General features: G+C 54.5%; 12 protein-coding genes and 2 tRNA genes. 3 read left to right on the forward strand and 11 right to left on the reverse strand.

Annotated features, from left to right (window positions below; genetic code table 11):
• Positions 1-37: 37 nt before the first annotated feature.
• Positions 38-2749, forward strand: coding sequence for an aconitate hydratase AcnA (gene acnA, locus IPM31_15915; GenBank protein MBK9008468.1), 2712 nt, complete (start codon positions 38-40; stop codon positions 2747-2749).
• Positions 2750-2944: 195 nt separating this feature from the next.
• Here acnA and IPM31_15920 read toward each other — a convergent pair whose 3' ends face one another.
• From IPM31_15920 to IPM31_15955, 8 genes are all read right to left on the reverse strand, one after another.
• Positions 2945-4546: a hypothetical protein gene (locus tag IPM31_15920; protein ID MBK9008469.1), complete on the reverse strand. Its 1602-nt coding sequence runs from the start codon at positions 4544-4546 to the stop codon at positions 2945-2947.
• A gap of 69 nt (positions 4547-4615) precedes the next feature.
• Positions 4616-5251: a response regulator transcription factor gene (locus IPM31_15925; GenBank protein MBK9008470.1), complete on the reverse strand. Its 636-nt coding sequence runs from the start codon at positions 5249-5251 to the stop codon at positions 4616-4618.
• A gap of 140 nt (positions 5252-5391) precedes the next feature.
• Complete coding sequence (locus IPM31_15930; protein MBK9008471.1) at positions 5392-6615, reverse strand: sensor histidine kinase; 1224 nt, start codon at positions 6613-6615, stop codon at positions 5392-5394.
• Positions 6616-6740: 125 nt separating this feature from the next.
• A complete protein-coding gene (locus IPM31_15935; protein ID MBK9008472.1) occupies positions 6741-7469 on the reverse strand; it encodes an ABC transporter permease in 729 nt (242 codons plus the stop codon).
• 143 nt (positions 7470-7612) lie between these two features.
• The gene (locus IPM31_15940) at positions 7613-8545 is read right to left on the reverse strand and encodes an ABC transporter ATP-binding protein (protein ID MBK9008473.1); all 933 of its coding nucleotides are present in this window, start codon (positions 8543-8545) and stop codon (positions 7613-7615) included.
• Between the two features lie 102 nt (positions 8546-8647).
• Positions 8648-9073 (reverse strand): NUDIX domain-containing protein, encoded by a 426-nt coding sequence (locus IPM31_15945; GenBank protein MBK9008474.1) that lies wholly within the window; start codon positions 9071-9073, stop codon positions 8648-8650.
• Positions 9074-9105: 32 nt separating this feature from the next.
• Complete coding sequence (gene miaB, locus IPM31_15950) at positions 9106-10455, reverse strand: tRNA (N6-isopentenyl adenosine(37)-C2)-methylthiotransferase MiaB (protein ID MBK9008475.1); 1350 nt, start codon at positions 10453-10455, stop codon at positions 9106-9108.
• Positions 10456-10576: 121 nt separating this feature from the next.
• Positions 10577-10906, reverse strand: coding sequence for a hypothetical protein (locus IPM31_15955; protein MBK9008476.1), 330 nt, complete (start codon positions 10904-10906; stop codon positions 10577-10579).
• 289 nt (positions 10907-11195) lie between these two features.
• Between IPM31_15955 and IPM31_15960 the strand changes: the two genes are divergently transcribed.
• Both IPM31_15960 and IPM31_15965 read left to right on the forward strand, forming a co-directional pair.
• Positions 11196-11280 (forward strand) — tRNA-Ser (locus tag IPM31_15960).
• Positions 11281-11359: 79 nt separating this feature from the next.
• A tRNA-Ser gene (locus tag IPM31_15965) sits at positions 11360-11449 on the forward strand.
• 45 nt (positions 11450-11494) lie between these two features.
• Here the strand turns inward: IPM31_15965 and IPM31_15970 are convergent.
• From IPM31_15970 to IPM31_15980, 3 genes are all read right to left on the reverse strand, one after another.
• On the reverse strand, positions 11495-11800 hold the full coding sequence (locus tag IPM31_15970) for an N-acetyltransferase (GenBank protein ID MBK9008477.1): 306 nt from the start codon (positions 11798-11800) through the stop codon (positions 11495-11497).
• 80 nt (positions 11801-11880) lie between these two features.
• The gene (locus tag IPM31_15975; protein MBK9008478.1) at positions 11881-13017 is read right to left on the reverse strand and encodes an ATP-grasp domain-containing protein; all 1137 of its coding nucleotides are present in this window, start codon (positions 13015-13017) and stop codon (positions 11881-11883) included.
• 69 nt (positions 13018-13086) lie between these two features.
• Positions 13087-14082 carry a ketoacyl-ACP synthase III gene (locus IPM31_15980; GenBank protein MBK9008479.1) on the reverse strand — a complete coding sequence of 332 codons (996 nt, stop codon included), beginning with the start codon at positions 14080-14082 and terminating at the stop codon, positions 13087-13089.
• Positions 14083-14094 lie beyond the last annotated feature (12 nt).

The raw sequence follows: 14094 nt of genomic DNA on the forward strand, positions 1-14094 counted from the left end.
GGCGCTCCGGAAATACAGACCACCAAAGGAGAACATTATGAACGATTACTTTAAAGCGCGCGATGTTTTGAAAGTGGGGAATAAGGAATACACCTACTATCGCCTCGACGCATTGGAAAAAGCGGGTCTGACCCAACTCAAGCGGCTTCCGTTTTCGATCCGCATTATGTTGGAAGCGGCTCTGCGTCAATGCAACGACAAGGAAATTACCCAGCAAGACGTGAAAAATATCGCCGCATGGACCCCCCTCCCGTCCCCCCTAAAGGGGGGAAGCCGCCCCGGCATCCCCTTCCTGCCTGCCCGCGTGATCATGCAGGATTTCACCGGCGTGCCAGCCATTGTTGATCTTGCCGCCATGCGCGCGGCGGTGGCGCGTCTCGGTGGCGACCCGAAGAAGATCAATCCGCTTGTGCCGGTCGATCTCGTCATTGACCATTCCATTCAAGTGGATTTCTTCGCCACCCCGGAAGCATTGCAACGCAACACCGAAATGGAATTTTTGCGCAACAAAGAACGCTATGAATTCCTCAAGTGGGGACAACATGCCTTCCAAAACTTCCGTGTGGTGCCGCCGATGACCGGTATTGTCCATCAAGTCAATTTGGAATATCTGGCTGATATGGTGATGACAAAGAAAGACGGCAAAGAAATCGTCGTATTCCCCGATACATTAGTTGGAACCGATTCGCACACCACGATGATCAACGGACTCGGCGTGGTCGGCTGGGGCGTGGGCGGCATCGAAGCCGAAGCCGTGATGCTTGGTCAACCGATGGACATGCTCCTGCCGGATGTGATCGGCTTCAAACTGCACGGCAAACTCAAAGAAGGCGTCACCGCCACCGACCTCGTCCTCACCGTCACACAGATGCTCCGCAAAAAAGGCGTGGTGGATAAATTCGTCGAGTTCTACGGACCCGGGCTTGAAACCATGTCGCTCCCCGACCGCGCGACCATCGGCAACATGGCTCCCGAATACGGCGCGACCATCGGCTATTTCCCGGTGGACAAAGAGACTCTTCGCTACATGCGGCTGACGGGCCGCTCCGAAGAAACCATCGCGTTGACGGAAGCCTACGCGCGCGCGCAAGGACTCTTCCATGATGCGTCCATGCATGAACCCGAATTCACCGACACGCTCGAACTGGACCTTGGGGCTGTTGTGCCATCGCTGGCTGGACCCAAACGTCCCCAGGATCGCATCCCGATGGTCGAGTTGAAAGAGACGTTCAGTAAAATCTTGAGCGCGCCGGTCAAAGAGCGCGGATTCGAATTGAAGCCCGAAGCCCTGAACGCCGAAGCCACCTACGGAACGAACGGCGGCTCGATGAAGATGAAGCATGGCGCGGTGGTCATCGCGGCGATCACGTCTTGCACGAACACAAGCAACCCGTCTGTGTTAGTGGCGGCAGGATTGCTCGCAAAGAAAGCCGTCGAAAAGGGACTCAACGTCAAGCCGTATGTGAAGACCTCGCTCGCGCCCGGTTCTCGCGTGGTGACCGAATATTTGAAGCAAGCCGACCTGCTCGATCCGCTCGCCAAACTCGGGTTCAACGTCATCGCTTACGGATGCACCACCTGCATCGGCAATTCAGGTCCGTTACCGGCCGAGGTGGCGAAGGCAGTCACAGGGTCCGATCTTGTAGCGGCGGCGGTGCTTTCTGGGAATCGAAACTTCGAGGGGAGAATCCACTCGCTGGTGAAGGCAAACTTCCTAGCCAGTCCGCCGCTTGTCGTCGCATACGCTTTGGCAGGGACAGTTGACATTGACCTCGATAAAGAACCGCTTGGCACAGGCTCCGATGGCGCGCCGGTGTATCTCAAAGATCTGTGGCCCTCGCAAAAAGAGATCAACGATGTCGCGTCGTCGAGCGTGCGCGCGGAAATGTTCAGGGACAAATATTCCGATGTGTTCAGCGGCTCGGACATGTGGAAGGATATCAAAGTGACCGGCGGCGATCTGTATGAGTGGGACGAGAACTCCACGTACATTCATCATCCGCCGTATTTCCAAACCTTGGCTCTCGACGCCAGCGAGGTGAAAGATATCAAAGGCGCGCGAGTGCTGGGCATGTTCGGCGACTCGATCACCACCGATCACATCTCCCCTGCCGGTAACATCGCGGTCGATTCGCCCGCCGGGAAATATTTACAGGAACGCGATGTGGCTCCGCAATACTTCAACTCGTATGGCTCGCGGCGCGGCAACGATCTCGTGATGGCGCGCGGCACGTTTGCGAATATCCGCCTCAAGAATCTTTTGGTTGCGCCAAAGGAAGGCAACTGGACGAAGCATCACACCTCGGGTGAGGTCATGTCCATTTTCGATGCGGCGATGAAATACCAGAGCGAAGGCGTGCCAAGCATCATCCTTGCCGGGAAAGAATACGGCTCCGGCTCCAGCCGCGACTGGGCGGCGAAAGGTCCGATGCTGCAAGGCGTGAAAGCGGTCATCGCCGAATCGTTCGAACGCATCCATCGCTCGAATTTGGTCGGCATGGGCGTACTGCCGTTGAAGTTCATGGATGGGCAGACTGCTGAGTCGCTTGGCTTGAAAGGCGATGAAGTATTCGACATCGCAGGCTTGAACAACATCTCACCGAAAGCAGTGTTGACGGCGAAGGCAACCAAAGCCGATGGATCAGTGGTCGAATTCCAAGTCACCGCTCTGCTGAACACTGATGTAGAGGTGAATTATTATCGCAACGGGGGTATTCTCCATACGGTGTTGAGGAATTTGGTGAAGTAGTTCCTACTGCGTATTGCGTACTTCGTAAAAGAGACTCGCTTTTGGGCGAGTCTCTTTTTATAAAACCTCTTGCTAAGGCGCGCTAGAGAGCGCACCCTACGCGAAATTATTATTTGTGTAGCGGACGTTCTCTAACGTCCGCTTTCACAAGCGGTAAAACTTTTTGACCTATAAAAGAGGTAATCTACAAACAATCTACGTCGGGTTCGTCTTCAAGCTCGCCAGACCTCTCTCGATAGAGGCAAGGCGTTCCATGATGTTGCGGCCCGTGCTTTCGCGCAGTTTGGCGACGTACAGCACTTTGCCAGCCTCCGCGCCGAATTTTTGCAGGCTCCGAATCACGGACGAGGAATACCCAACTCCGTTCTCGCGTTTACCGAACGCCATCACGCCGAGGAACTCAGGCTTGGAGGCGCGTTTCAGGGTGAGCGGCAGGTATAACGAGTAATGAGACGCGTCCGCGGGAATGACAACCTCTCCCCTGTCAAGCAAGAGGCGATCTTTCTCCACAAGAGTGATCGATGGCAACTCTCCCTCCTGGGGTAGCGGCTCGGTCAGGAACAAGGTTCCGCTTTCGTGTTTGAGGAAAATGTCGACCCCGGTCAAGTCCAATTGTTCTTTCACCTGCCGGGCGAGGATCTTCAAAATGTCAGTGGAAGACAACATCAACTGCGCCTCCGGGGCGAACTCCACGATGGTGCCGCTGAAATCGATCTCCTCAGGCTTGAAACGACGGTCCACAAAATTTTGCAAGCCGTCGCGCAAAGGAACGAACAGAAGCGCCACAGGGAAGATCGCTAACAACCCGAAGAAAGGCGACTCGGCGCTCAGGTATTGCTTTGCGTACAGTTCGAACAAAATGGCGCCGGTGATGCCCAACGATCCCATAATGGCGGTGTGAGCGCTATAGACCAATGTGCGATTGATGACAATGTCTATATCCCAGATGTGATAACGAAGCGCGGAGATCGCAAAGGTGACGATAAAACCGTAGGTGAAGAAAAGCGTCAGGAAGAACAGGGTCAGGTCAACGATGGAGCCGGCGACGTATCCGAAAATCTGATACTTCAACCAATACAGGATGTAGAAAAAGGTCATGCCGACCAGCGAGAGGGCGATCCACTTCAATTGCTGGCGTTGAAGCGGGTCTTTCGTCACGAATAAGCGGTAGACCTGCGCCAATACGCCCAATCCCAATACCCCCAGGCGGAACAGCGCGGGCAGGGTATCGAGGAGGAAGATCCGTATCGCATCCGATAATCCTGAAGCGAGGAAGATCATCACGCACAGGTAAACGGGCAGTACCAACATCCCAAGCAGGCTGAGCGTGAAAAACCAGCGCGTCCAGCCGGGCGTCCATTGTCCATTGGGGAAGGTCAACAACACATAGAGCAACAGGATGGACAATAACAGCGTATAACCCGTGCTAAGAAAATAAGCGATGAACCAGTTGATCAATTCATCGCCGGTCAGGTTCATGGATGACCAGAGATCGAACCCGGTACTGGTGCTGGTCCACGTAACGAGCATGAGGGATACGATCACGGCGAGTCGATCCATTGGCTTGCGCCAGAAAATGATCGCCGCCGCGATCACGCCGACCACGAACGAACCGAAATTGAGATAGACATATACCCACTTCTCAATATCCAATTGTTCAACCGACAGTTGTTGATACGATCCATTGACGCTGTACACAATGGATGTCATCACTACCGCCAGCCAGCCCAGCCTCACCAGAATTCTCTGCAAGACAGGGAAATTGCGCGTATTTGTTTTTCTCTCGGTGGAAGTCATGGCGCTCCTCCTTTGCCTGATTCGTTTATCTTAACCCCCATCCATTGTTTCAAGGTACGTGAATCCTTTTTACACCAATCCCTGTTTCCTCGCAATATCCGCCGCCTGAGTGCGGTTCTCGGCTTGCAGTTTGGCGAGAATGTTGGAGACGTGGTTTTTCACCGTCCCTTCGGTGATGAACAATTTTTCCGCCATGTCTTTGTTCGACGCGCCTTGCGCCAACAACACTAACACTTCCCGTTCGCGCTCGGAAAGCGATTCGATCGTGGACGATGTTGGACGCATCATGTCACGCAAGGCGCGCGAGGCGATCTCAGGCTGGATGAAGACTTCACCCTCGTGCACGCGCCGAATCGTTTCGATCAATTTATTGGCAGGCGTATCTTTCAGCAAATATCCCATCGCGCCCGCGCGCACGCCTTGATAGACATAATCGTCGCGGTCGAACGTGGTGAGGATGATGACCTTCGCCTGCGCCCACTCGCGGCACAATTTCGCCGTCGCTTCGACGCCGTTGAGGACGGGCATCTGCACATCCATGAGGATCACATCAGGACGCAGTTCCAGCGCGAGTTGCATACCGCGTTCACCATCCCCCGCTTCACCCACGACGTGTAAGCCGGGTTCCAGATCGAGAATCGTTTTCAACCCCTGACGCATCAGAGTCTGGTCTTCGACGAGGAGGAGGTTGATGGTGGTTGACATAAGAGTTAAAAATTAACCACGAAGGACACAAAGAGCACGAAGGTTAATTGGTTGAAGATCATGGTTTGTGCCCAATGAGCAGGGTCTGGGTAGATGATGTTAAAAAGGATACATCCAATTTGTCAGTGTAGATAAAGCCATTAGAGCAGAGGCAGTCTCACGTCGACGCGTGAACCGCCACTGTTACCCGAGAGAGTCAACGCGCCGCCGAGTCCCTCCACGCGTTCGCGCATCCCGCGTAATCCATAATGTCCGGGCTTGTTCTCGGCATCCGCAGGGAAACCACATCCATCGTCTGTGATCGTGAGCGTTACATGTTGCGACTCGATGTCGAGATTTAAATCCACATTCCGCGCGGCGGCGTGACGTTCGATATTCGTCAGCGCCTCTTGCGCGACACGCCAGAGCGTTTCGGCATGAACGGGCGAAAGTTGATTCGCATCGTCGTGAATGTGACACGTGACGGCAAGATGCGCGCGCTGAGCAACATCCACGCTCAAGGTTTGCAACGCTTCACTCAATTTTCTTTCACCAAGCCCTGGCGCACGCAGACCCGCGAGCGAACGCCGCAGTTCATCCATGCTGGCGCGGGTGAGGTCTTTGAGCTCATCCACTTGCGCGGAGGCTTTATCGGCATCCACTTTATACAAACGTTGGATCGCTTCGAGTTGAACCGACAACGCCACCAACGAATGACCGAGGCTGTCGTGCAGATCGCGCGCGAGACGTTCCCGTTCGCGCAAGGTCGCCAATTCGGCATCGCGTTGACGAGCCGCTTCCAACTCCTTTTGGGCTGACTCGAGCTTCGTGATCAAATCCGCCCGCTGACTGCTGGTGCGGATGATGCCATAAATAAATAGAAAGACCGCCATGCCGCCAATCCACATGAACGAAAAACCAAAGGCGGCGCCAAAGGGAATTTGCGTGATATTCCAATCGGAAATGATTAATAGAATAAAGAATGTGACAACAGCCGTTCCAAAAACGACTCCCCTCAGCGGCAGTAAACCGAACATCTGACCAAAGTACGTGAAGCCCAGCCACCAGGCAAACGGATTCAACCAACAGGCTAACACCCACATACAAACTCCGCCCACAAAATAGATGGTGAGGTTTTTCTGTGAAATGGGCCAGCCGCCGCCTCGGATGCAGAATAAGTAAAGCGCTCCTTGAGCAACGGACAATCCCGCCACTGCCCACTCGCGCCAGGTTAAGTCGCCTGCATGTGAAGCGAGAACCGCCACAGCGGCGAAACCGAAGATCAATACAGACAACACATCCCAAAACCTACCGTAAAGGTGAAGATTCTCGGCAGATATCGGGAGGTCGCTATCGGCGAGATGGGATGGTTGGGATTCGTTCATGCGGAAAGTGTACTCTGGATGAGAGAAAGTGGAAAGCGCTCCCTCACCCTAACCCTCTCCCAATGGGAGAGGGGACTAGACTCCCTTCCCCCAATGGGGGAAGGGTTGGGGATGAGGGGAATTAATTACGCTTTCGGTTCCCAGCGGAACAACTTGGCGGCGACGAATGTGGCGGCGATTCCGTACACAGCGAGGAGCAACAATTGAGAGAGCCATTTCGGGTCGAGCGTCGCTTCCAGCATTGCCGAACGGACCAATTGCGCGACGGGATAGGCAGGCAGGTACGGCACGACGTTTTGCAACCAAGCGGGCAACATATCCAGCGGGAAGATCATGTCACTGATGAACATCAGCAGGAAGTAAATGGTCATGCCAATTGCGGTGGCGCTCCCTGATTTTGCCGATACGCCGCTGATGATGCCACCCAGCGCCATGAATGCCAGCAAGCCGATCAGGATCATCGGATACGCTAACAGCAATCCCGTCGCGCTCAAAGGCACTTTATAGAGCAGGACGCCCGCAATGATGATAAGTGTGCTTTGCAGGACGCCGATCACAATATTCACCAACAGATATGAGCCGATCATTTCCACGGCGGGCAACGGCGTGGCTTGCAGACGTCGAAGCACGCCTTTTTCGCGCATCTCCAACATCATGGTCGAACTACTGACCAGACCGAAACTCAAGGCGTTCAAGACGATCACGCCTGGGGTCATATAGTCCATGAACTGACTCATGACCGCACCGTAGATGACCATAAGCAAAATAGGGAATGCGAAGTTCCAGAAAAGCACATACCCGTTTCGCAAGTGCATGAGGGTCATGGCTTTGGTAAGGATGAGAAAACGTTTCATCAGTATTTTCCTTTCAAGAATAAACAACATTTGAACTCTTGTATGAGTGTCTCTAGCTCAGCCACAGAGTTCACAGAGACCGTTGAGAAATGCTCTTTATCTCTGTGTTCTCTGTGGCAAAAATGACTTTCGCAAGAGGTCTATTAATTCGACTCGGCAAGTACGCGTCCCGTCAACTTGAGGAACACATCCTCAAGGTTGGGCTGGCGCACCATCACGTCGCGGATGGAGCGACCTGAACGCAACGCAAGTTCATGCAGGGCGGTCATCGTCACTTCGGGGCGGGCAGTTTCCACTTCCAAGTGTTGACCCGTGTACCGCGCCGCGCTCACCTCAGGCAGTGCGCGGACTTGATCCAGCGGCAATTCCACCGTCGCTTTCAACATCGAATTTAGTTTGAGGTTCGCGATCAAGGCGCTGGGCGTATCGCACGCCACGATCTGACCGCGATCAATGATGGCGATTCGTCCGCACAACGCTTCCGCCTCTTCCATTGCATGAGTGGTCAACACAATTGTGCGTCCTTCATCGTGCAACTGACGGACGATGTCCCACACGGCGCGACGCGCATGAGGGTCCAGCGCGGAGGTCGGCTCGTCGAGCAACACGATCTGCGGATCGTTCGCAATCGCAACCGCCAGCGCGAGTCGTTGTTGTTGCCCGCCCGAGAGGCGGCGCGCCAGCGTGTTTCGTTTTTCAACGAGATCGAAGCGGGCGAGAAGCGCGTCAATTTCTTTCGAGGTGAGATACACCTCATACAACGCGGCGTACACTTCCACCAATTCGGCGACGGTCAGGTCGTCGAGCAACGCGGTTTTTTGCAATTGGATTCCCAATTGACGTTTCGTCGCGGCAGGGTTCGCCTGCACACTGATCCCGCCGACATGCACTTCTCCCTGTTTGGGTTTATGCAAGCCTTCCACGCTGGCGAGCAACGTGGTCTTGCCCGCGCCGTTCGGTCCGAGCAAGCCGAAGATCTCGCCTTTTTGCACGTTCAAACTCACCCCGTTGAGGGCGGTCAACGCGCCGTAGGCGGCGGTCACATTTTTTACATCGATCATTGATTGTTGAGACATGGCAACTCCTTTTGTTAGTGCGATGATACGCTCACCCGCCTCATTGCCCCAGTCTCGAAGGCATGATCTGCCCTATGCCAAAAGACATATTCCCCGTTATGACTACTTCAACATCTCCAACAAACCATCGGGATACAAGATGGACTTGCCCTCCCCGAACTCATGCAGACTCTTCCACACCACGCGGATTCGCTCCCCGTTCGCTTCGATCACTTCCATTTCAGCCTGCTCATACAACTCAGCCTTTGCCAACGCCCCATCATAGACCATTACGATCTCGTGACCCGTGTTTCCGTTATTGACAAAAATATTTTCAAGAAAGCCGAGATGCTTCAACCCTTCGATCTCGCTGTGCAATTCCTCCATGATCTCGCGGCGGACAGCCACCTCCCCGCTTTCGCCGAACTCAATCCCCCCGCCCAGCGGACGATAATACGTTTCGTTCTTAATCGCGTCATGCCCTTCAAAGACGAGGATGCGGTTGTTGTTTTTGAACACGCAAAGAGCAATCGGGCGGATGTGGTTCATACATAAAAAGTAGAGCGAGATGGCATCTCGCTCTACACAGTGATCAATTCGATTTTTTGCGAGCGCACCCCAACAAGATTCGCCTGCATGGACCACGGTCCCGTCCATGTGACGGTGACTGGGAGAATCTTGCCTTTCAAAGCATCATCCGACTCGACGAAGACAAGTTTGTTCGTGGGAGTTCGTCCCCGCCAGCGATCCTTCACCTTCTCTTCGAATAACACGTCCACGGTTTGACCGAGATATTTCTTGTTGATCTCGCCAACGATCTGTTCCTGCAAATCGTCGAGCAGATGCAGGCGGCGCAGTTTTTCTTCTTCGGGCACGTTATCTTCCATGCGGCGCGTTGCGACGGTCCCTTCGCGGGGGGAATAACGCGCCAGATGAGCCACGTCAAGCCGCAGGTCGGAGAGGACGCGATGCGTTTCCATGAATTGCTCCTCGGTCTCGCCGGGGAATCCGACTATGATGTCCGTTGCGATGGAGCAGTCGGGAATCTTGTTGCGGATCTTTTCAATGAGACCGCGGTACTCTTGTTGAGTGTATCCGCGCTTCATGTTCGCCAGCACTTCATCGTCGCCCGCCTGGATCGGCACTTCGATGTGCGGCATCACCTTCGGAAGCTCGGCGATGGTGTCCATCAACTCTTCGGTGAAGTAGTTGGGATGCGATGTGAGAAAACGGATGCGCTCGACGCCTTCGACATCATGAACGATGCGAAGCAGTTGCGCGAGGTTGGGTCCGTCGGGAACGTCTTTGCCGTAACGGTCAACAATCTGACCGAGCAAGGTCACTTCCTTCACGCCTTGCGCGGCGAGCGAGCGAATCTCCGCGACAATATCGCCGACAGGACGACTGCGCTCGATGCCGCGTCGGAACGGGATGATGCAAAACGCGCAGGCATGCGAACAGCCATACACGATCGGCACATGCGCGCTGATGAGTTGTCCGCGCTCGTGCTGAGGGAGGATGAGTTCATCGTCCATCATCAAGAAACGGCGCGTGGTTTCAGAATCTTCCAGCGAACGGATTTCGCCTTGACTCAAATAAGAAACGAGCGGTCCCGGGTCGGAGGGAGGCGAGAAGACATCCACATACGGAAGTTTCTCGCGCAGTTTGTCCGCGCCGCGCACGCCGACCATACACCCCATGAGGTTGATGACGAGGTTGGGATTCTGTCGCTTCAACGGGAGCAGGCTGGTGAGGCGTCCGATCGCTTTGTCCTCCGCCGATTGACGCACGACACAGGTGTTGAGGACGATCACGTCCGCTTCTTCGATGGTTTCTGTAAATTGATAACCGAGATGCTCCAACGACGAGCCGACGCGCTGTGAATCGGCGACGTTCATTTGGCATCCCTCGGTCCAGATATGGTATTTCATAGGGTTGGGATTATACCAAGATGGCGGGGGAACACAAAAGCATAATCGCCGCAGGTCAATGCGGTAATTATGCTCTGTTCGAACGAATTACCAGAAATATAGTTATTACGACGACGTACGTCTAGCAAGCGGCATCCATAGCGGCTTGCAGAGCATCGTGATCCGCCATGTTGGCGCCGGGGTTTCCATCCCAGGTGGCGTGCCAATTACCGTGCGCGGCGGCGGCGGCATCGCAAGTTGCCTGACTGCCTCCTCCGCCATCATCGCCGCCCCCGCTCAGAATGCCACCGCCACCGAGCGAGTTATTAATCGATGAAAAGGTGTTGCCGATCCGAGGACCTAACGCGCTGGCTGCAACAATCACTACGATCGCGACAAGGGCAATGATGACGGCATATTCAACCAATCCTTGCCCTCGGTTTCGCCTGGAAGGAGAAAAAAATGATTTCATGGTCAAACTCCTTTGCCTGATTATAACCCACAGCGTTTGAGATGGCGTCCTCAAAGGTTACATTTTTCAGTGTTCAATTTTGCAAGGCGCGCAACCAAATTCGATTTGTACGGCTCCCTCTTTGTCACCGAGCACGCCAATGCCACGGAGAGAAAGTGCCGTTATGGTCGCGGCATGAACGGCAGGACTTTACACGCCAAAATAGTCACTCCTCGCCATGCCTCAAGGAATAAGCCTCGCGGGCGCTCTTATGGTAAAATTTCGTCCGCCTCAACTGGTGAGGCTTTGTGGAGGGATGGCCGAGCGGCTGAAGGCGCATGTCTTGAAAACATGTTTGGGTCACACCAACGTGGGTTCGAATCCCACTCCCTCCGCTCGATTTACGATTGACGATTTTGGATTTACGATTGATTGGTAATCGTCAATCTGCAATCGTAAATCGTCAATCAAACCGGGGAGGTGCCAGAGTGGCTGAATGGGCTCGCCTGCTAAGTGAGTGCTGGGTTAAACCAGTCGCGGGTTCGAATCCCGCCCTCCCCGCCACAAAAAAACACGTCCGTGAGGACGTGTTTTGCTTTAGCAGGCTGGTCAATTTCCTGAACGTTGTTTCGTCAACTCGGCAAATTGAGGATTCCGCCGAATGTAGGTTACAACGTACGAACACATGGGGATCACGCGTAGAGATTTCCCTCTCGCATACTCCAGCGCGACTTCGGTCAACTTGCCAGCCACGCCATGCCCGCGGAGTTCGGGATGCACGCCGACGTGCGTCATCACAATCGTGTTTCCATCTTCCAGATAATCGAGTTTGGAGAGCTTTCCATCAATCCACGTTTCGAATCGCTTTTCGGCTGGGTTATGGATGATTTCAGGTTCGCTTGAGTTGTTCTGCATATTTCCTCGTTGGTCATTGTAGTCCAATTCATTGAAAGCAGACAACGAGGGAATCTTACCGTCCGTTCACATCTTCATCGTTATTCCCCGTTCCATTCAATGTCAAAGGTGGATGCCTCCAGCGCGGAAATGTTGTGCTTCATCCCCAAAGCCAGATACGCGAGGATGCTCCGCCACTGCAAGAAGAACGGTAGCGGATCGCGAAGATCCCAGATCACATCGCGGCTTTGCGAAAAAGTCCTCAGCCACGCGCCGAGGTTTCTCTTTTTGAGCGCATCAGGCAAGCCATAGACCAGCATCGCCGTACCCAACATGCGCGGAGAGTTTGACGTCGGCCTGACGCACTCTATGCGCGGATCGAAAAACGATTCGACAAAGCGCGGATTCGATGCCAGCAAATGGACACCACTCGTCGCGCGCGGGTTGCATTCCAGCACATACGCTTCCCCATCGGGCGATTCGATGAAGTCGAACGCCATCTGTCCCGTCACATTGAAGTGACTCGCAAACGTATGCACCCAATGGAAAATCTTTTCATGCTCTACTGCTTGAAACGAGATCGTCGCGCCTTGCCCTGCCGTGAAGATCGCCGGGTAAACCACATGCGCAACGATGCGCCCATGCTGAGAGACCGAATAACTGCAAAACTGCCGTCCCGCAACAAACTGTTGGGCGATCCACGTCCGATCAAATGTCAGCATGGATAAAGCCTCACGAAGCGCGGGCAGGATCAACGTCCGCGAGGCGAAGCGCGAATAGACCGGCTTCAACACCAGTCCCTTCCAACGCGCGAATGCGTCTAGCAACGTTCTCTCGTCTTCGATCAACACCGTATCGGGCGCGGGCAATCCGCATTCTCTCGCGCTATTCGCAAAGTTCCATTTGTTGTGAAAAATATCGAGCCGATCAAGCGGTTCGGCAAAGACGCGGCACGGCAGAGTCTTCAATCCCTTTGCAATATGGAAGACTTCCTCACAGGTGGGAATCAACAACTCGATTTGATTCTCTTCGATGATCCGCTTCAACGACGATAAAAACGCTTCGGTCTCCTGACGTGGAGCGGGCACTACAAAGTTTTGCTTGATCGCATTCGACGGCTGACTCAAATGCCCGCGCAACGATTCCGCCATGAAGACGCTGTGTCCCGCGCGATGGAAAGCGCGCGCAAGATCGAGCGTCACGGGCGCGCGCCCGCCTGTGAGGAGAATGTTTGCCATGATCCTTCTGCTGAGAACTCGAAGAAGCCATTAAAAAATCTTTGCGATCTTCGCGCGCTTCGCGGTTAATTAGAACGTCAACACCATCCCACCCAGAGACAACCCCGCGCCGGTGCCTACCAATAGAATCTTGCCGCCGCGTTGAATGCGCCCATCGCGCGCTCCCTGATACAACGTGACCGGGATGGACGCCGCCACGCAATTGCCAAGCGTCTCGATGGTGCGGATGATTTTATTTTCCTTCCAGCCAAAACGTTCCAACATCATCAATCCCACTTTGCTTGCCTGATGCGGCACGACGACATCCACATCCATCATGCTTTTCGACAGACCCGGGTAGAGTTCTTCAAGAAACTCATGACCGACACTGCGCACCATTCGCAACACAGCGGGACCGTCCATGTGGAACAGGTCGTCCTCGGGTTTGTGATTTGGGAAGCGCGGATGAAGACGCGAGCCGCCGCCCATGATGGCGGTGAGATACGCGCCGTCGCCATATGTTTTGAAATGCGCGTGATGAATCATGGATGCGTCGCCCGCGCCTGCTCGCGTGACCACCACTGCCGCCGCCGCATCCCCAACCAACGAAGCGGACTCCGGCTCTTTGGGGTTGATCCCACACGACGCCACATCCGCGCTGCAGATCAAAATATTTTTGTATCGCCCGCTGTGAATGAAATTGGACGCCACATCCATACCCGCGATAAAACTCAAACAAGTCGTATGCACGGTCATCGCAGGGATGCCTGAGTCGCCCAGCCCCAACTGACGCTGGATCAACGCGCCCGTGTCGGGAATCGCCTGCTCGCCCGTGCCGGAGGCGTTGATGATGAGGTCAAGTTGATTCGGCTTGAGACGCGCCTCGTCCAACGCCTCCCGCGCCGCCTGCGCCGACATGAACGACGAGGTCTCATCCGTTACCCAGCGACGCTCGCGGACGCCGTTACGCCGCTCCACCCAGCCGGTAGGGACTCCGCACAGCGCCTCCAATTCCGAACTGGGAACAACGCGTTTCGGCAAATATCTTCCAAGACCGATGATTTTTAAAGGGATATTGACTTGCATGTATGCGCACTC

This window comes from Candidatus Defluviilinea gracilis (assembly GCA_016716235.1).
Lineage (GTDB): Bacteria > Chloroflexota > Anaerolineae > Anaerolineales > Villigracilaceae > Defluviilinea > Defluviilinea gracilis.

What these genes read in the sequence shown, in the direction of transcription:
- acnA (MBK9008468.1), top strand. Translation starts at nt 38, where the DNA reads ATGAACGATTACTTTAAAGCGCGCGATGTTTTGAAAGTGGGGAATAAG.
- IPM31_15920 (MBK9008469.1), bottom strand. Translation starts at nt 4,546, where the DNA reads ATGACTTCCACCGAGAGAAAAACAAATACGCGCAATTTCCCTGTCTTG.
- IPM31_15925 (MBK9008470.1), bottom strand. Translation starts at nt 5,251, where the DNA reads ATGTCAACCACCATCAACCTCCTCCTCGTCGAAGACCAGACTCTGATG.
- IPM31_15930 (MBK9008471.1), bottom strand. Translation starts at nt 6,615, where the DNA reads ATGAACGAATCCCAACCATCCCATCTCGCCGATAGCGACCTCCCGATA.
- IPM31_15935 (MBK9008472.1), bottom strand. Translation starts at nt 7,469, where the DNA reads ATGAAACGTTTTCTCATCCTTACCAAAGCCATGACCCTCATGCACTTG.
- IPM31_15940 (MBK9008473.1), bottom strand. Translation starts at nt 8,545, where the DNA reads ATGTCTCAACAATCAATGATCGATGTAAAAAATGTGACCGCCGCCTAC.
- IPM31_15945 (MBK9008474.1), bottom strand. Translation starts at nt 9,073, where the DNA reads ATGAACCACATCCGCCCGATTGCTCTTTGCGTGTTCAAAAACAACAAC.
- miaB (MBK9008475.1), bottom strand. Translation starts at nt 10,455, where the DNA reads ATGAAATACCATATCTGGACCGAGGGATGCCAAATGAACGTCGCCGAT.
- IPM31_15955 (MBK9008476.1), bottom strand. Translation starts at nt 10,906, where the DNA reads ATGAAATCATTTTTTTCTCCTTCCAGGCGAAACCGAGGGCAAGGATTG.
- IPM31_15970 (MBK9008477.1), bottom strand. Translation starts at nt 11,800, where the DNA reads ATGCAGAACAACTCAAGCGAACCTGAAATCATCCATAACCCAGCCGAA.
- IPM31_15975 (MBK9008478.1), bottom strand. Translation starts at nt 13,017, where the DNA reads ATGGCAAACATTCTCCTCACAGGCGGGCGCGCGCCCGTGACGCTCGAT.
- IPM31_15980 (MBK9008479.1), bottom strand. Translation starts at nt 14,082, where the DNA reads ATGCAAGTCAATATCCCTTTAAAAATCATCGGTCTTGGAAGATATTTG.